The following is a 16,624-nucleotide window of genomic DNA, read 5'->3' on the forward strand; positions in this document are numbered from 1 at the left end:
CGCTCCTTAGGCTCGACCAAATGGGGGCTGACGGAGGCAAGCATGGCGGACACGAAGCCCAATATTCTTTTCATCATGGGCGACGATATCGGCTGGTTCAATGCCAGCTGCTACAACAGTGGCATCATGGGCTATCGCACGCCCAATATCGACAGGATCGCGGAGGAAGGCGCGCGGTTCACCGACTGGTATGGCCAGCAAAGCTGTACCGCAGGCCGCGCGGCCTTTCTGACGGGCCAATCGCCGATCCGCACCGGACTTACCAAGGTCGGGCTGCCGGGCGCGTCGCTCGGTCTCGGCCCAGACGACCCTTCGATCGGCGATGTGCTCAAGACCTATGGCTATACCACCGGCCAGTTCGGCAAGAACCATCTTGGTGATCGCAACGAGCACCTGCCTACCGTGCACGGTTTCGACGAGTTCTTCGGCAACCTCTATCACCTGAATGCAGAGGAAGAGCCGGAGAACGAAGACTATCCGAAAGACCCGGCGTTTCGCGCGAAGTTCGGCCCACGCGGCGTGTTGAAGTGCAAGGCCTCGGATGCCGACGATCAGACGGAAGACCCTGCCTTCGGCCGGGTCGGCAAGCAGGTCATCGAGAATACCGGTCCGATGAGCAAGAAGCGGATGGAAACGATCGACGAGGAATTTCTCGCCTCGGCCAAGGACTTCATCAAGCGCAACCACGACGCGGGCAATCCGTGGTTCTGCTACTTCAACAGCACCAGGATGCACATCTTTACCCATTTGAAGGAGGAATCGCAGGGCAAGACCGGGATCGGCCTCTATGCGGATGGCATGGTCGAGCATGACGGGCATGTCGGCGAGCTGCTAGCACTGCTCGACGAGCTCGGCGTCGCCGACGACACCATCGTCGTCTACACCACCGACAACGGCGCTGAATGCATGAGCTGGCCCGACGGGGGCAACACACCTTTCAAGGGCGAAAAGGCGACGAACTGGGAAGGCGCATTTCGCGTCCCGTGCGCGATGCGCTGGCCCGGCGTGATCGAACCGGGGACGATCGTCAACGAGATGTGCGCGCACGAAGACTTCATTCCAACCTTTGCGGCTGCTGCGGGCGAACCCGACCTCGTTGCCAAGCTCAGAAAGGGTCACACGCTAAATGGCAAGAAATTCAAGGTCCACCTTGACGGAAATGACCTGCAGCCGTTCCTCAAGGGTGACGAGGACAAGTCGCCTCGCGACGGCTTCCTTTACTGGAGCGACGATGGCGACCTGATGGGTCTGCGCGTCCGCAACTGGAAGATGAGTTTCATGATTCAGGAGCATCACGGACTGGACGTCTGGAAGCGCGATTTCACCCGGCTTCGCGTTCCGTTTCTCACCAATATTCGCGCCGACCCGTTCGAGCGTGCGATCGAAAGCAGTTGGTTCCCCGACTGGGAGTGCCGTCGGGCGTTCCTGCTGGTCCCGGCCCAGGAGATCGTCGCCAGATATATGGACAGCTTCAAGGAATTCCCGCCGCGCGCAAAGGCGGCAAGCTTTACCGTTAGCGACGTAATGGAGAAGATTTCGACCGCGGGCCCCAGCCAGAACTGAGGCTCGCGCGGCTGTGTGCCAGCGCATTAAAACGGATGCTGGTTCGCCCGTCCTGTAGCGGGCGGACCGGACTGCTTAAGAGGGCCGCCAGCTCAGCATGTCGAGCGCGCGCTTGATGCTGAGCAGCGGTTTCGCGCACGCGGCATGGTAAGTGCCGTTCATCTCCTCGAGCTTGCGCTCGGGATCGACGTCGAAACGCAGCTCCTCGGTCGGCTCGTTCACGCCGATCGGCATCTTGCAACTGTGACACACACGCGCCCAAGGGTCCCCCCGGGACCCGCCCTGCGGCATCGAATCAAATGGCATCTTAACCCACCCCTACTCTGTCGCCATTTTGTCACATATGTGTGGCGAAGCAATCACTCCTGGTGGCGATTGCGACGAACCGAGCGGAGGCAACCACCGCAGTTTAAGACAAAACCGCCTCAGAGGGTTATTCCGACAAATGGCCGGACATGCAGGTTCAGATGGAAACGGCGCGCCACAGCCCGACCGCCGGCGCCCCGAGCCAGGGGTGCGCGTAAGTGGCGATGAGCCACAATAAAAGCCCGCCTGCCAGAACGCCCCAGCCCGGCCACCACGCGCTGATGGGTGCGGAGCCGGTGAAGGGCACGAAGGCGGTGCGCGAAACCCAGACTTTCCAGGCGTCACCCACAAGCTTCGCCTTTTTGGCGTCCTGCCCCACCGAACCTCCAAGCGCGAGGACGATGATCGCAAGCCCGATCGCGAAGTTTGCGGGGGTCGGCCAGACCCCGATATGGACAAAGCCCCAGAGCGCGAAGCCCCACATCATCGGGTGCCGCGTGACAGCGAAGACTCCGCGCGGCTCGCGTGCCGCAGCAAGCTTTGCATCTGGCAAGGCCGGATTGCCGATCAGCGAGCCGACGAACAGGATCGATGCGAGCAGCATCACCATGCTGCCCACGGCCCAGACCCATTGAGGCGCATTCCAGAGCGGAGTCTGAACCGGAACGCCACGCGCCGCGAGGATGATCCATGCGAAGGTCGCGAGCGCGACGATCGAATAGACCCCCAGAAATGGCTGCGCGCCGAGCCGCTTTACGAGGCCGGCGCGCAACGGATGCGACAACAGAAAATGGCTTCCCACGAACGCGACGCATGCCGCGATCAGGACAGCCATCGGGCTCACCTATCGTACGCCTTGGGCAAGGCGCCGTCGGTGGCGGTGCGATAGCGATCGCGCAGCCTGGTCTGGCGATTGTCGAGCGGCTGCTCTACGCCGTCGATCCAGACGCGCTCCGCCGCGCTGGCGAGTTCGAGCGGGTCGCCATCCCAGATCACGACATCGGCCCTACGGCCGGCGCGCAGCGATCCGATCTCGCCGCCAAGCCCGATAGCTTCCGCCGGGCCCGACGTGATCGTGGCGAATGCCTGTCCCCAGTCGAGACCGGCAGCCCCCGGCACCTTACTGAGCGCGACAAGATTGCCCGCATATTGCGTCGAACGCTTGACCATGCGCGATTCGTCATCGTCGATCATGCCGATCGACACATCGACCCCGGCAGCCTTGAGACGGCCGATATTGGACTGGGTCGCGGCAACCACCTCGAAACTGTCGGGCAGATCGCGCAGCGCCGACGCGATGACCGGAACCCTGGCCGCCGCGATCTGCGCAGCGACGGTCCAGCCTTCGCTTGCTCCGACCAGCACCATCTTGAGCGCAGGAAATTCGCGACGTAGCGCGAGCACGTTGAGGATATCGCTGCCCCGTTCGACATGAACGAGCAGCGGAGTCCGTCCCTCGACGACGGGCACCAGCGCCTCGGCATCGGCGGAGGGCAGGAAGGCATCCTTGCTGTCGCCGTCATAGGTCGCGGGATTGCGGGCGTAGCGCTGCGCGGCCTTGAGCGAGGTCCGGAACTGGAGAAATGCTGCCGCGCGGCTTCCTCCGGCCTCCGCGGCGCCCGCTTCACCAAACTCGACAAACTGGAAGGCGCGGGGCCTGGTCACTGCATCCATGTCCACGCCGAGGTCGATCACCGCGCCCTGCCCCGCGAACATCGTCGCCGCCGTGCCCGGAGAGACGATGGCGCGGGTCACACCGGCCGCACGATTGATCGCGATCGGGGTGGCGCGCGGATTGACCGCGGGCGCGACATCGATCGCCGCCGACCAGGGCGCGTTCCTCGCGGCGGCATCGTTGGTGGGGCTGACGGCATCAACCTCAACGATGCCGAGCCGCGAGAAGCCGCCGACGATGCCGGGGGTGACCCATTTTCCGGTCGCATCGATCACCTGCGCGCCTGCGGGCGCAGCCACGCCCCGACCCGCCGCGACGATCCGCCCATCACGCACTACGACGGTGCCGCCCTCGATCGGTGCCGACCCGTCGCCCAGCGCAACGGTGCCGCCCGTGATCGCAACGGTCTGTGCCGAGGCGGGAGCCGCGATCAACGCGGCGCATGCAAGAAGGAGATGCCTCATTTCGGATCTCCCTCACCCGGCTGGCCAAGTTCGAAGTCGCTGACCGGCCTCCGCTTTGGATCATTGGCGTCATAGAGCAGCGCGCCATCGATCCACACCTTTTCAGGGCGGGTATAGACGCTGAAGGGATTGCCGTTCCACAGCACCACGTCGGCCATCTTGCCGGGTTTCAGACTGCCGGTTCTGTCGGCTATGCCCATCGCCTTTGCCGGGTTGTAGCTGAGCCAGGTCCACGCCACTTCATCGCTGACATTGATGCCGATCCGGCGCCCGTCAGCGAGCGCCTTGGCAGCCTCCTGATTGAGCCGCTGGATGCCGTTGGCATCGTCCGAGTGGACGATCGCACAGGCACCCGCATTGTGGACGAGCGGGATATTCTCGTGGATCGCGTCATAGGATTCCATCTTGAACCCGTACCAGTCGGCCCACATCGCCGCGCAGATGTCGTTTTCCTTGAGGAGGTCGGCGATCTTGTAGCCTTCCACCGCGTGCTGGAAGCTTGCGACCTTGTAGCCGAACTCCTTGGCCATATCGATCACGATCGCCATCTCGTCGGCGCGGTAGCAATGGTTATGGACGTTGATCTTGCCTTCGAGCACGTCGGCGAGCGTATCCAGCCCGATGTCGCGCGCCTGCTCCTTACCGGCGGCGCGCTTGTTTTTGTATTCGGTCGCCTTGGCCCAGGTCTGGCGATTGACCGCGATATTGCCCATGCGCGTCGAGGGCTGCTGGTTGCGGCCGCCATAGACGCGCTTCGGGTTCTCGCCGCACGCCATCTTCAGGCCATAGGGTGCGCCGGGAAATTTCATCCCCTGCATCGTGCGCGCGGGGACGTTCTTGAGCGTGACCGTGCGGCCACCGAACAGGTTGGCCGAGCCGGGGAGGATCTGCAGCGTGGTGATGCCGCCATTGGCGAGCGCACGACTGAAGCCCGGATCCTGCGGCCAGACGCTGTGCTCGGCCCAGACCTGCGCGGTTATGGGGTTGGTCGCCTCATTACCGTCCGAATGTGCCTGCACACCGGGCGAGGCATAGTCGCCCAGATGGCTATGGATATCGATGATACCGGGCGTCACCCATTTGCCGGCACCGTCGATCACCGTCGCGCCTTCGGGGATCGCGGTTTCGGGGCCGCCAATCGCGGTCACCTTGCCTTCGGAAAAGAAGACGACGCCATTTTCGATGCGACCGCCTTCGCCATCGAAGACCGTGGCGCCGCGGATCACCGTCGGCGCGCCGGGATAGGGCTTGTAGGTCGAAGGATAGGGATTTTCATTGGGCGGGGGTGCCTTCACGGCCGAGGCCGATTTGGGCGCTGCCTCCCCCTTCGCGCAGGCGGCGAGCGTGAGCCCCGCCGCCAGCACAATCAAACCACGCTTACTGAACGCCATGCATCCACCTTTTCAGGAGTGGGGAAATCACGAAGAGGAAAATGCCGATGCCGATCGCCCAGAGACCGATCGTCTGGAACACGCCGATATAGGTGTCGAGCGCCATCTTGGGGTTGGTTACTTCGCCGCCCACGGTCTCGACGCTCGCGAACTGCGTGATCATGCCACCGACATAGTTCGCCATCGAGGTCGCGAGGAACCACACGCCCATCATCATGCCCACAATCCGGGCGATCGAGAGCTTGGTGATCATCGACAGACCGACAGGCGAAAGGCAGAGCTCGCCGATCGAGTGGAGCAGATAGAGCAGCGCAAGCCAGATGATGCCGACGCGGAACTGGCTGTCCGCGAACTGCGCACCGAACACGACGACGAGGAAGCCGAGCCCGACGAGAACGAGCGCGAACGAGAATTTGACCGGGATCGAAGGTTCGAAGTTGCGCTTTGCGAGCTTGACCCAGAGCCCCGCAAAAAGCGGCGCGAGCAGCACGATGAAGATCGGGTTGAACGCCTGCACCGAGCCCGCGGGCATGTCCATGCCGAAGCCGATATGGCGGTCGGTCGAGCGTTCGGCGAACAGCGTGAGCGCGGAACCCGCGAGTTCGAACAGCGTCCAGAAGACGACCGACATCACGACCAGCACGATCGCCACGACCATCTTCTCGAATTCTTCGCGCGTCCCCACGCGCGCCGCCCAGACCGGAATGCCGATCACGGCCGCGACGAACAGCCCGAAGAGCACCTTGCCGAGCAGTGGCAGCGCCGCGAGATAACCGAGGATGCCCGTGCCTTCACCTGCCGCGGCGTGCGCGGCCTGTGCGGAGAGCATTGCGTTGTTGAGCAGGAACCATGCGACGGGGATCGCGGCGAGCGCGCCCAGATAGACATAGAACCGCGACTTTTCCCCAACATCGGCCGGCGGCTCGCCATAGCCCTTCAGGCGCCCGCCATCGAACTGGAACAGGCCCCAGGCGATCGCCATGCCGACGGCAACGAGGCCGAAGCCCGCCCACCAGCCGAACCACTGGGCGAAAAGCGGTGCGAAGATCTGGCTGCCGATCGAGCCGAGGTTGATGCCCATGTAGAAGATGGTGAAGCCCGCATCGCGGCGGCGGTCGCCGGGGGCATAGAGCGTGCCGACGATCGTCGAGATGTTGGGCTTGAAGAAGCCGTTGCCGACGACGACGAGCGAGAGCGACAGCAGCATGATCGAGACCCAGAACGGATTGCGCTCCGCATCGGCCTTGAATTCGCCCTTGGCGATCGTCTGCGGCAGCACGCTGCCGTCCGAACCCTGGAGCGTGACGCTGCCGTCGTCATTGCCCTTGATCGCATAGGTGCCGGCAGTCGTGACGACCGACTGGACCGACTTGCCGGCCGCGTCCTTCGAGACCTGGACCTCATAGCTCTGCCCGGCATGATTGAAGACGGGCTTCGCCTGTTCGCCACCAAAGCACAGCCCCAGATAGCCAAGGCACATGATGATCGCGCCGAACTTCACCGAGCGCTTGGCGCCAAGCAGACGGTCCGCGATCAGCCCGCCGAACAGCGGGGTCAGGTAGACGAGGCTGGTAAAGGCGCCATAGAGGCCGCCGGTGGTCTGGTCATCGAACAGGAACCACTGCGCGAGGTAGAGCGCGAGCAGCGCGCGCATGCCGTAATAGCCGAAACGCTCCCACATCTCGGTGGTGAACAGGCGCGCAAGCTGTGGTGGATGGCCGAACCAGGTCTTTTCGCCTGCTCCGGTGGTTGAATTGCTAGCCATTTGGCAAACTGCTCCCCGTGGAATTGACTTTGGCCGGAACGGGCCGGCCTGATTGCGGCGCAGACTAGCGTGGAAATTGCTCGTGTGAAGAACATTGTTGCGCGGCTGTGACGCTGGTAGGGCGGCCCTCATGTTCAACGACCGCAGCACCCCGCTTTCGCTTCTTGCCTCCCGCCGATCAGGCAAGCCGCGCGACATGGTGGCGCCGGGACCCGATGCGGAGCAGCTGCGCGAGATGCTGACCATCGCGGCGCGCACGCCCGATCACGGCAAGCTCGCGCCCTGGCGCTTCGTGATCGTGGAAGGCAACCGCCGCGAGGCGCTCGCCGGGCTGCTCGTCGATGCCTACCGCGCCGAGCGACCCGAGGCGGGGCGACTGGAAATCGAGGCAATGCAACAGTTTGCGCATCAGGCGCCGACGCTGGTCGTGGTTCTCTCATCGCCCAAAGAATCGAGCAAGATTCCGCTCTGGGAGCAGCAGTTGTCGGCGGGTGCGGTGGCGATGAACCTGCTTCACGCGGCGCATGCCATGGGCTTTGTCGGCGGCTGGCTCACGGGCTGGCCCGCCTATAGCGACGCGGTGCGCGACGCCTTTGGTGCGGCACCCGAGCGGATTGCGGGCTTCGTCTTCATCGGATCGCCCTCGCGCGATCTCGAGGAGCGGCCGCGCCCCGATATGGACATGATCGTCAGCTACTGGCCGGGCGGCTGATCGCAATCGCGCATTGGCATTTCATGCCGGCATGTGTATTATGCCCCTATGACAGTGATAGGCGGTGAAGAAAGCCCGGTTTATCTGAGGCTTCGCGGCATGATCTCGGCGATGATTCTCGACGGAACCTATGCCGAGGGTGATCAGCTTCCATCGGTACGCGTGTTCGCGAGCGAACATGGCGCCAATCCCCTGACGGTCGCCAAGGCGTATCAGAGCCTGCAGGACAAGGGCTATGTCACGGTCAAGCGCGGCATCGGCATGTTCGTAGCCGAGGGCGCCATCGACCAGCTGCGCGTCGACGAGCGCGCGCAGTTCCTCACCGAATTCTGGCCCAAAATTCGTCAGCACATCGCCCGGCTGGGCATCGAGCCCGCCGAGCTTCTCGATCGCATCGACGCCTGAGCGCTGTCAGGCGGCGAACGCCGCCTGATCCACCGAATAGAGCAGTTCCGCACCCGCCATCGCAGACGCGGCAAGGCCCTGCGCCTCGGGCACGACCTGCCCGACATAGTAGCGCGCGGCCGCCTGCTTCATCGCGAGGAAGGCCGGGTCGCCCATGGCCGTGTCCGCGATACGGCCCTGGCGCTCCATCAGCCAGCCTGCGACCGCGACCGAAAGCATCGTCAGCAAGGGATAGCTCGCCGCCAGCCGGTCATCGGCGCCCGCGGACGCCAGATGCGCACCGACCGTCTCGACCGAATCGATCAGCGCACGCAGCCCCGCGTCCTCGGCCTCTGCGCGCATGTCGGCGATAAGCGCCTTGAGCGTCGCGCCGCCCTCGAGCCCGAGCTTGCGCCCGACCAGATCGGCCGCCTGAATGCCGTTGGTTCCTTCATAGATCGGCGCGATACGGATATCGCGATAATGCTGCGCGGCGCCGGTCTCCTCGATAAAGCCCATGCCGCCATGTACCTGCACGCCGAGCGAGGCGACCTCGCAGCCGACATCGGTGCCGTAAGCCTTGGCGAGCGGGGTCAGCAGGTCGAGCCGATTCGCGGCATCGACATCGCCGAGATGCGCGCGGTCGACCTGACCGGCGGCATAGTAGACCAGCGCGCGTGCGCCCTGCGTCAGCGCCTTCATGCGCAGCAGCATGCGGCGGACATCGGGATGCTCGATGATCGCGACGGGATCGCGCGAAGGCCCGCCGGCGCGCGCCGACTGGATACGTTCGCGCGCGTAGGACACCGCCTGCTGCGTCGCACGCTCGCCGATCTGGACGCCCTGCAGGCCGACATTGAGCCGCGCATTGTTCATCATCACGAACATCGCGGCGATGCCACCGAATTCGGGGCCGATCAGATGGCCGATGCAATCGTCATTGTCGCCGAAGCTCAGCACGCAGGTCGGCGAGGCATGGATGCCCAGCTTGTGCTCGATCGAGACGCAGCGGACGTCATTGGGCTCGGCGGGCCTGCCCTCTGCATCGAGGCGGAACTTGGGCACGAGGAACAGCGAGATGCCGCGCGTTCCCGCGGGCGCACCGGGGGTGCGCGCGAGGACGAGGTGGACGATATTGTCGGCAAGATCATGCTCACCGAAGGTGATGAAGATCTTGGTGCCCTTGATCCGATAGCCGCCATCGCCCACGGGGGTCGCGGTGGTGCGCAGCGCGCCGACGTCCGATCCCGCCTGCGGCTCGGTCAGGTTCATCGTGCCCGTCCATTCGCCCGTGATCAGCCGGGGCAGCCATGCCGCCTTCTGCTCGTCCGTACCATAGGCAATCAGCGCCTCGATCGCGCCCGGAGTCAGCATGTTGCAGAGCGAGAACCCCATGTTCGCGCTACCCAGATCCTCCATGATCACGGTTGCGAGCGCATAGGGCAGTCCCTGCCCGCCATAGGCCTCGGGGCCGTTGATGCTGCCCCAGCCGCCATCGACGAACGCCTGGTAAGCCTCACGGAAGCCCGGCGGCATGGTGACGACGCCGTCCTTCCACTGCGCGCCGATCTCGTCGCCCGCGCGGTTGAGCGGTGCATATTCGCCCTCGGCGAACTGCCCCGCCCCCTCGAGGATCGCGTCGACCATATCGGGCGAGGCCGCCGCATATTTTTCGGTGTCGGCAAGCTCCCCGATCTTCACGACATGCTCGAGCACGAAGCGCTGTTCGGAAACGGGAGCAACATAGGTCATCGGGACTACATCCTTGCGTGTGATTTGCGCGCGCTATAGCGCCACTGCATGACCGGCTCAAATGCGTCCTATCAGACCGTGACACGCCCCTACGGCAAGGCGGCGATCGACGAGGCCGCGGCACTGATCCGCCAAGGCCATCCGATCGCGATTCCGACCGAAACGGTCTATGGACTCGCCGCCGATGCGACGAATCCGGAAGCGGTCGCGCGAATCTATGCCGCCAAGGGGCGCCCCAGCTTCAACCCGTTGATCGTCCACATTCCCGATCTTGCCGCGGCCGAGGCGCTCGCGATGTTCGACGACACGGCGCACGCGCTCGCGGCCGCCTTCTGGCCGGGCCCGCTGACGATCGTGGCACCGCTCAGGCCCGATGCGCCGATCGCGTCGATCGCGACTGCGGGGCTGGGCACGATCGCGCTGCGTTGCCCAGCGCACGAAGCGATGCAGGCGCTGCTCAGGGTCAGCGGACGGCCGCTCGCCGCGCCTTCCGCGAATGCCAGCGGACGCATCAGCCCGACACGCGCCGAACATGTCAGCGCAAGCCTCGACGGGCGGATCCCGCTGATCGTCGATGCCGGCGCAACCGCACAGGGCATCGAATCGACGATAGTCGCGCCCGCGGATGGCGTGGTCCGCCTGCTCCGTCCCGGCCCGATCACGCCCGAGCAGATTACAGCCGCTGCGGGGTTCCCAGTCACGACTGCGGCCAGCGGCGCGATCGAGGCACCCGGCCAGCTCGCCAGCCATTACGCGCCCGCCAAGCCGGTGCGCCTCAACGCGACCGAGGCGCGCGATAACGAATGGCTGATCGGTTTCGGCCCGATCGCGGGCGACGCAAGCCTTTCGCCACAAGGAGACCTTGTCGAGGCGGCCGCGCGCCTGTTCGACCTGCTCCACCAGGCCGACGGGAGCAATCGAACCGCCATCGCGATTGCGCCGGTTCCGCATCACGGGCTCGGAGTCGCAATCAACGATCGCCTTGCCCGCGCAGCCGCCTGACCAGCAGAATCGCTGCGATTCCATGTGTTTCTTTACGCTTTCACAACTTTAGGTCACACTCCCCTGCCCGCCCCGAACATGCGGGGCGCCAAAAGGGGAGCGAGACATGACGATCGTTCAACGTGGCATCGCGGAATTTCTCGGCACATTCTGGCTTGTTTTCGGCGGATGCGGCAGCGCCGTACTTGCCGCAGCATTTCCCGAACTGGGCATAGGCTTTGCGGGCGTCGCCCTCGCCTTTGGCCTCACCGTTCTCACCATGGCCTATGCTGTCGGCCATATCTCCGGCGGGCATTTCAACCCCGCGGTCACGCTGGGCCTGTGGGCTGGCGGACGCTTCGCGACGGCCGACATACCCGCTTATGTGATCGCGCAGGTGCTCGGCGCCATCGCGGCCGCCTTTGCGCTCTATTGCATCGCAAGCGGCACGGCGAGCTACGACCTTGCGGTCAACGGCCTTGCCGCCAACGGCTTTGGCGAGCATTCGCCCGGGCAGTACAGCATGGCCGCAGGCTTTCTGATCGAGGTGCTGCTCACCTTCTTCTTCCTGATCATCATCATGGGTGCGACCGATGGCCGCGCACCCGCGGGCTTCGCCCCGATCGCAATCGGCCTCGGGCTCACGCTCATCCACCTCATCAGCATCCCGGTGACCAACACCTCGGTCAATCCCGCGCGCAGCACGGGTCCGGCGCTCATCGTAGGCGGCTGGGCGATCCAGCAGCTCTGGCTCTTCTGGGTGGCGCCGCTGATCGGCGGTGCGCTGGGCGGCTTCGTCTACAAGATGTTCGCTGGCGCAAAACAAGGCTGAAGCGAAAGCCTCATCACCACGGAATGCCCGGGCCGCGCGCCCGGGCATTTTTCATTGGGGTTCGCCGGGATATTCACCCGCATAAGGCTCACCGCGCTCGGCGGCTTCGCGCGCCGCCTTCTCACGCTTGCGTGCTTCCTTGCCCTCGCGCTCTTCCTGCTTGCGCATCTCGCGGCCGCGCTTTTCATCGGCCTCGGACTGGCTCGTCGTCACCGCATCCACGCCTGCACCCACAGCCTTGACGGGCAGCGTCACGATATCGACCGCGGTCTTGGCGATACAGCCGCCCAGCGCGAGCGGCAGGGCGAGCAAAACCAGAAATCTCATTACCAATTACTCCGATACGCGCGTGCATCCTAACGCACACCCGCCTGACATTGTCCTGAACGACGGAAGCGCCGGACCTATTTCCCGAACAGTTCGACCCCGAATGCCCGCACCGATGCACCGATGTCATCGCGCTCGGCCGCCAGCGCCATATTGGCGTGGATATAGCCGGCTTTGTCGCCGCAATCGAAACGGCGTCCAGCAAAAGTCAGTCCGTGAAAGGGCTGACCTCCGATCATGTTGGCCATCGCGTCGGTCAGCTGGATTTCACCACCAGCGCCCTTTTCCTGGCGTTCGAGCACGCGCATCACCTCGGGCTGGAGGATATAGCGGCCGATCACCGAGAGATTGGAAGGCGCAGTGCCCGGCCTGGGCTTTTCGACAAGCCCCTTCACCTCGGTCAGCGCGCCATCGCGCATCCCCGGCGTGATGATGCCGTACAGGTGCGTCTGGTCCTCCGGCACCTCCTGCGCGCAGATGATGTTACCGCCCGTCTTCTCATAGGCGTCCATCATCTGCTTCAGGCAGCCGGGCTTGCCGACCATCAGGTCGTCGGCGAGCAGAACCGCGAAGGGCTCATCCCCCACAATGTCGCGTGCGCACCATACCGCATGCCCAAGCCCCATTGGTTCCTGCTGGCGGACATAGGCGACCGAACCCGGTGCAAGGCGGGTCTGTTCGAGGATCTCGAGCGACTTGCCGCGCGACGCCATGGTCGATTCAAGCTCATAGGCGATGTCGAAATGGTCCTCGATCGCCGATTTCCCACGACCGGTGACGAAGATGATCTGCTCGATTCCCGCCTCGCGCGCCTCATCGACCGCATATTGGATCAGCGGACGATCGACGATCGGGAGCATTTCCTTGGGCATCGCCTTGGTGGCCGGCAGGAATCGCGTGCCCAGCCCCCCCACCGGGAACACCGCCTTACGAACGCGCTTCATCATGATCCCCCATTATGCAAGAGCCCGACGCTTTGCTGATACGCCGTGGCCCGGTCAATTACATGAATCAGGCATTCGCCGCAGCGGCCTTGAGCCGCGCTGCGTAGCTCTTGCGGAACTTCTGCAGCTTTGGCGCCACCACCGCCATGCAATAGGGATTCTTCGACCCTTCGCGCGCGAAATATTCCTGATGGTAATCCTCCGCAGGATACCAGGACGCGAGCGGTTCGATCGTCGTCACGATCGGATCGTTCCAGTCGCTCGCAGCGCGCGTGATCGCCGCCCGTGCCGAAGCCTCCTGTTCGGGCGAATGCGGAAAGATCGCCGAGCGATACTGCGTGCCGATGTCGTTGCCCTGGCGGTTGAGCTGCGTCGGATCGTGGATGTGGAAAAAGATGTCGAGCAGGTCGTCATAGCTGATGATCGACGGATCGAACGTGATCCGGATCGCCTCGGCATGACCGGTCTCGCCGCTGCACACCTGCTTGTAATCGGGGTTCACCGTCTGCCCGCCCGTATAGCCGCTCTCGACCGAGGATATCCCGATCACATCGTCGTACACCGCCTCGACACACCAGAAACACCCGCCTGCCAGCGTCGCGATTTCTTCGGCCATCATTCGTCCTTTCTCAATTCGGCTCCCAAGATAGGAAGCGCGACGCAAGGCGCAATCATCGCTCGGTATTGGCGGCCGCCTGGCGCAGCGCCACGATTTCGGCCTCGAGCATCGCGACTCGCTTTTTCCAGCGCAGATGGGTTGCGTCGGAAAAGATGCCATAGCCATGTTCGGGGCCGAAGCGCCGCCAGAAATCGGGTGCTGCCTCCATGCGGAAGCCCGCATTGGCGAGCAGCTTCAGGCTGAACTTGTCCGCCTCTATCTCGGTTTCGCGGATGCGCGCGGCATTCTTGCCGAATTTGGAGAAGAAGCCGCGCGGGATGTTCTGTGCGTCGAGACGGTCACGATGGCGCAGGATATTGTGCGCAATCTCGTGCGCCATGATCGCGGCGAATTCGTCGTCATTGGCGAAATAGCCGACAAAGGCCGAACTGATCTGCACATAGCGGCCGTCCGCCGAGGCGTTGAGTTCGGACGATGGCTCCAGTTGGAAGCGCGACGCGCAGGCGGGGACACCCGCAAAGCCGATCGAAAGCCGTTCGCCACCGCGCACGATGTCGAGGGTCACCGGCCCTGCGACAAGCGCCTCTTCGAACTGGTCGAACACCAGCGCCATCCGGTCGAAATCGCCCTTGCCGCGCAGGCTGGCAGGAACGGCTGTGGGGACGCCGTTGATCGCAAGTACCGCATCGCCGGCGCGCACGCCCGCATCCGCCGCCGGCGTGCCCGGCAGCACCGCCGCCACGCCGGGCGCTTCGCCCAGCGTGAACAGGCGCGCCGCGGCATCACGATATTCGCCGCCATATTGCTCGATACCATGAAGCAGCATGCCACTGGCGGGGATCCGCTCATCGCACAGCATCGCATTGGCCGTGACGATCCGGTAACCGATCCGGGCGGTGGCGATGTCGAGCGCGAGCAGCGATTCGAGCGTCTCGCGCGGCCGCTCGTCCGCAGGCGGAGATGCGGCGGCAAGCAACAGCGCCGGAACGATCGCCAGCGTCTTTAGGCACTTCAGGAGGGGCATGGCGAGATCATGGCACAATGCCGCGCTGCGGAACAGCCGCGTCAGGCGCTTTCGACGACGCTTCGCACTGCATGCGACCAGCCCGCGAGCCTCGTCTGGCGCACGGCCGCATCGATGTCCGGCTCGAACAGGGTGACGGCGCCGCGCAGGGCGGCGGCGGCCTTCAGCGAATCGAACAGGCCCGAACCCACACCAGCAAGCATCGCCGCACCCACTGCGGTCGTCTCGACAAAGGCCGGCCGCTCGACGGGGATTGCAAGCATGTCCGCGAGATCCTGCGCCATCCAGTCATTGCCGACCATGCCGCCGTCGATCCGCAGCGTCTGCCAGTCGGCGCCATCCGCCGCGAAGGCCGATTTGAGGTCGCTGGTCTGGTGCGCCATCGCCTCGAGCGCGGCGCGCACGATATGCGCACGCCCCGTCGAAAAACTGAGCCCCGTGATCGCGGCGCGCGCCGTCGGTTTCCACCAGGGCGCGCCGAGCCCGGTCAGCGCGGGAACGAGGTACACGCCGCCATTATCCGCAACCGAACGCGCCAGCGCCTCGCTTTCGGGCGCAGTCGCCATCAGTCCCAGTTCATCGCGCAGCCACTGGATCAGGCTCCCCGCGACGAAGACCGACCCTTCAAGCGCATAATGCCGCTCGCCCGACAGCTGCCAGCAGATCGTCGAAAGCAGGCGGTTGCGCGACTGCGGCAGCCGCCGCCCGGTATTGGTCAGTACGAAGGCGCCCGTGCCGAAGGTAGCCTTGGTCTGGCCCGGCTCGAGGCACGCCTGGCCGATCGTCGCGGCCTGCTGGTCGCCTGCCATGCCCGTGATCGGGATCGCTGCGCCGAACAGGCCGGGATCGGTCATCCCGATCGGCCCCGCACAATCGACGATCTCGGGCAGGATCGTGCGCGGCACGCCGAACAGATCGAGCAGCCCGTCGTCCCAGCCGCTCGCGCCGATCGCCATCAGCGCGGTGCGCGAGGCATTGGTCGCATCGCTGACATGCGCACCGCCGGTCAGGCGAAAGACGAGGTAGCTCTCGACCGTGCCCACCGCCAGATTGTCGCCGGCCTCGCGCAGCTGCGGCCAGTGCTCGAGCGCCCAGCCGATCTTGCTCGCCGAGAAATAGGGGTCGAGCAGCAGCCCGGTACGCGCCTGTACGCCTGGCTCCTCGCCGCGCTCCTTCAACTCCGCGCAGCGCCCGGCGGTGCGCCTGTCCTGCCAGACGATCGCGGGCGCGAGCGGTTCGCCCGTGCGCCGGTCCCAGAACACGACGGTCTCGCGCTGGTTGGTGATCCCGATACACGCGATCGCCGCGGCTCCGCCCGCCCGCTCCACCATCTCGCGCGCGCATTTGAGCGTCAGCGCCCAGATTTCGGCGGCATCGTGCTCGACGAGGCCGGGTGCGGGATAATGCTGGCTGATCGGCGCCTGCGCCTGACCGAGCCGCACGCCGTCCGCTGAAAACAGCATGGCGCGGGTCGAGGTCGTGCCCTCGTCAATGACGAGTATCTTGTCGACGGATTTCGGCATCGCCCCCATGGCCCATTTCAATCATAACTGCCGCCCGTGCGAAAGCCACGAATGGCAAGGGTGTGGCCTCAGGCCTCGCCGCGCGTCTCGATCAGTGCGGCCGCGATCGCCTCGGTCGGCGACTTGCCGCCCCACAGCACGAACTGGAAGACGGGATAGAAGCGCTCGCATTCGTCGATCGCGGTCTCGACGAGCAGTTCGACCTGTTCGAGCGAGAGGTGATAATCCTCCTGCCCGTCGAGCAGCGCGGCGTGACGGAACAGCACGATCCCGCTCGACGACCACAGCTCGAAATGACCGAGCCACAGCTGCTCGTTGATAAGCCCGAGCGTCTCGTACATGGCGGCGCGTTTTTCGACCGC

Annotated in this window: 17 protein-coding genes; 5 read left to right on the forward strand and 12 right to left on the reverse strand. The window is 64.7% G+C overall.

Annotated elements, in window-relative coordinates; translation table 11 throughout:
- Positions 1-42: 42 nt before the first annotated feature.
- Positions 43-1,563: an arylsulfatase gene (locus MKI88_RS13405; protein ID WP_241631893.1), complete on the forward strand. Its 1,521-nt coding sequence runs from the start codon at positions 43-45 to the stop codon at positions 1,561-1,563.
- A 75-nt stretch (positions 1,564-1,638) separates the two neighbouring features.
- Here the strand turns inward: MKI88_RS13405 and MKI88_RS13410 are convergent, their stop codons facing one another.
- From MKI88_RS13410 to MKI88_RS13430, 5 genes are all read right to left on the reverse strand, one after another.
- Positions 1,639-1,785: a hypothetical protein gene (locus tag MKI88_RS13410; RefSeq protein WP_241631894.1), complete on the reverse strand. Its 147-nt coding sequence runs from the start codon at positions 1,783-1,785 to the stop codon at positions 1,639-1,641.
- A 241-nt stretch (positions 1,786-2,026) separates the two neighbouring features.
- Positions 2,027-2,704 (reverse strand): NnrU family protein, encoded by a 678-nt coding sequence (locus MKI88_RS13415; RefSeq protein WP_241631895.1) that lies wholly within the window; start codon positions 2,702-2,704, stop codon positions 2,027-2,029.
- 5 nt (positions 2,705-2,709) lie between these two features.
- On the reverse strand, positions 2,710-4,008 hold the full coding sequence (locus MKI88_RS13420; RefSeq protein WP_241631896.1) for an amidohydrolase family protein: 1,299 nt from the start codon (positions 4,006-4,008) through the stop codon (positions 2,710-2,712).
- A complete protein-coding gene (locus MKI88_RS13425) occupies positions 4,005-5,399 on the reverse strand; it encodes an amidohydrolase (protein WP_241631897.1) in 1,395 nt (464 codons plus the stop codon). Before MKI88_RS13425 ends, MKI88_RS13420 begins: the two co-directional genes overlap by 4 nt.
- Positions 5,386-7,164: a peptide MFS transporter gene (locus MKI88_RS13430; protein WP_241631898.1), complete on the reverse strand. Its 1,779-nt coding sequence runs from the start codon at positions 7,162-7,164 to the stop codon at positions 5,386-5,388. Before MKI88_RS13430 ends, MKI88_RS13425 begins: the two co-directional genes overlap by 14 nt.
- 130 nt (positions 7,165-7,294) lie before the next feature.
- Here MKI88_RS13430 and MKI88_RS13435 point away from each other — a divergent pair, with 130 nt between their 5' ends.
- Both MKI88_RS13435 and MKI88_RS13440 read left to right on the forward strand, forming a co-directional pair.
- Entirely contained in the window at positions 7,295-7,876 is a 582-nt protein-coding gene (locus tag MKI88_RS13435) for a nitroreductase (RefSeq protein WP_241631899.1), read from the forward strand.
- A 48-nt stretch (positions 7,877-7,924) separates the two neighbouring features.
- Entirely contained in the window at positions 7,925-8,281 is a 357-nt protein-coding gene (locus MKI88_RS13440; RefSeq protein WP_241631900.1) for a GntR family transcriptional regulator, read from the forward strand.
- A gap of 6 nt (positions 8,282-8,287) precedes the next feature.
- Here MKI88_RS13440 and MKI88_RS13445 read toward each other — a convergent pair whose 3' ends face one another.
- Positions 8,288-10,012: an acyl-CoA dehydrogenase gene (locus MKI88_RS13445; RefSeq protein WP_241631901.1), complete on the reverse strand. Its 1,725-nt coding sequence runs from the start codon at positions 10,010-10,012 to the stop codon at positions 8,288-8,290.
- Positions 10,013-10,060: 48 nt separating this feature from the next.
- On the opposite strand from MKI88_RS13445, the gene MKI88_RS13450 reads away from it, so the two are divergent.
- Both MKI88_RS13450 and aqpZ read left to right on the forward strand, forming a co-directional pair.
- Positions 10,061-11,014 (forward strand): L-threonylcarbamoyladenylate synthase, encoded by a 954-nt coding sequence (locus MKI88_RS13450; RefSeq protein WP_241631902.1) that lies wholly within the window; start codon positions 10,061-10,063, stop codon positions 11,012-11,014.
- Between the two features lie 106 nt (positions 11,015-11,120).
- Positions 11,121-11,825 carry an aquaporin Z gene (gene aqpZ, locus MKI88_RS13455; protein WP_241631903.1) on the forward strand — a complete coding sequence of 235 codons (705 nt, stop codon included), beginning with the start codon at positions 11,121-11,123 and terminating at the stop codon, positions 11,823-11,825.
- A gap of 51 nt (positions 11,826-11,876) precedes the next feature.
- Here the strand turns inward: aqpZ and MKI88_RS13460 are convergent, their stop codons facing one another.
- From MKI88_RS13460 to MKI88_RS13485, 6 genes are all read right to left on the reverse strand, one after another.
- A complete protein-coding gene (locus tag MKI88_RS13460; protein WP_241631904.1) occupies positions 11,877-12,152 on the reverse strand; it encodes a hypothetical protein in 276 nt (91 codons plus the stop codon).
- Positions 12,153-12,229: 77 nt separating this feature from the next.
- Positions 12,230-13,096: a UTP--glucose-1-phosphate uridylyltransferase GalU gene (galU, locus tag MKI88_RS13465; protein WP_407073357.1), complete on the reverse strand. Its 867-nt coding sequence runs from the start codon at positions 13,094-13,096 to the stop codon at positions 12,230-12,232.
- 67 nt (positions 13,097-13,163) lie between these two features.
- Positions 13,164-13,712 carry a peptide-methionine (S)-S-oxide reductase MsrA gene (msrA, locus tag MKI88_RS13470; RefSeq protein WP_241631911.1) on the reverse strand — a complete coding sequence of 183 codons (549 nt, stop codon included), beginning with the start codon at positions 13,710-13,712 and terminating at the stop codon, positions 13,164-13,166.
- A gap of 55 nt (positions 13,713-13,767) precedes the next feature.
- Positions 13,768-14,739: a M48 family metallopeptidase gene (locus MKI88_RS13475; RefSeq protein ID WP_241631905.1), complete on the reverse strand. Its 972-nt coding sequence runs from the start codon at positions 14,737-14,739 to the stop codon at positions 13,768-13,770.
- Positions 14,740-14,780: 41 nt separating this feature from the next.
- On the reverse strand, positions 14,781-16,262 hold the full coding sequence (gene glpK, locus MKI88_RS13480) for a glycerol kinase GlpK (RefSeq protein ID WP_241631906.1): 1,482 nt from the start codon (positions 16,260-16,262) through the stop codon (positions 14,781-14,783).
- 68 nt (positions 16,263-16,330) lie between these two features.
- A partial coding sequence (locus tag MKI88_RS13485) for a YbjN domain-containing protein (protein ID WP_241631907.1) occupies positions 16,331-16,624 on the reverse strand: 294 nt, incomplete at its 5' end.

This window comes from Sphingomonas sp. LaA6.9 (assembly GCF_022601895.1).
Taxonomy (GTDB): Bacteria; Pseudomonadota; Alphaproteobacteria; order Sphingomonadales; family Sphingomonadaceae; genus Sphingobium_A.

Bases quoted from the DNA above. Each gene is read 5' to 3' on its own strand.
- MKI88_RS13430 (WP_241631898.1), bottom strand. From the start codon at position 7,164: ATGGCTAGCAATTCAACCACCGGAGCAGGCGAAAAGACCTGGTTCGGC.
- MKI88_RS13440 (WP_241631900.1), top strand. From the start codon at position 7,925: ATGACAGTGATAGGCGGTGAAGAAAGCCCGGTTTATCTGAGGCTTCGC.
- MKI88_RS13415 (WP_241631895.1), bottom strand. From the start codon at position 2,704: ATGGCTGTCCTGATCGCGGCATGCGTCGCGTTCGTGGGAAGCCATTTT.
- aqpZ (WP_241631903.1), top strand. From the start codon at position 11,121: ATGACGATCGTTCAACGTGGCATCGCGGAATTTCTCGGCACATTCTGG.
- MKI88_RS13405 (WP_241631893.1), top strand. From the start codon at position 43: ATGGCGGACACGAAGCCCAATATTCTTTTCATCATGGGCGACGATATC.
- MKI88_RS13475 (WP_241631905.1), bottom strand. From the start codon at position 14,739: ATGCCCCTCCTGAAGTGCCTAAAGACGCTGGCGATCGTTCCGGCGCTG.
- MKI88_RS13445 (WP_241631901.1), bottom strand. From the start codon at position 10,012: ATGACCTATGTTGCTCCCGTTTCCGAACAGCGCTTCGTGCTCGAGCAT.
- glpK (WP_241631906.1), bottom strand. From the start codon at position 16,262: ATGCCGAAATCCGTCGACAAGATACTCGTCATTGACGAGGGCACGACC.
- galU (WP_407073357.1), bottom strand. From the start codon at position 13,096: ATGAAGCGCGTTCGTAAGGCGGTGTTCCCGGTGGGGGGGCTGGGCACG.
- MKI88_RS13420 (WP_241631896.1), bottom strand. From the start codon at position 4,008: ATGAGGCATCTCCTTCTTGCATGCGCCGCGTTGATCGCGGCTCCCGCC.
- MKI88_RS13460 (WP_241631904.1), bottom strand. From the start codon at position 12,152: ATGAGATTTCTGGTTTTGCTCGCCCTGCCGCTCGCGCTGGGCGGCTGT.
- MKI88_RS13425 (WP_241631897.1), bottom strand. From the start codon at position 5,399: ATGGCGTTCAGTAAGCGTGGTTTGATTGTGCTGGCGGCGGGGCTCACG.
- MKI88_RS13435 (WP_241631899.1), top strand. From the start codon at position 7,295: ATGTTCAACGACCGCAGCACCCCGCTTTCGCTTCTTGCCTCCCGCCGA.
- MKI88_RS13450 (WP_241631902.1), top strand. From the start codon at position 10,061: ATGACCGGCTCAAATGCGTCCTATCAGACCGTGACACGCCCCTACGGC.
- msrA (WP_241631911.1), bottom strand. From the start codon at position 13,712: ATGGCCGAAGAAATCGCGACGCTGGCAGGCGGGTGTTTCTGGTGTGTC.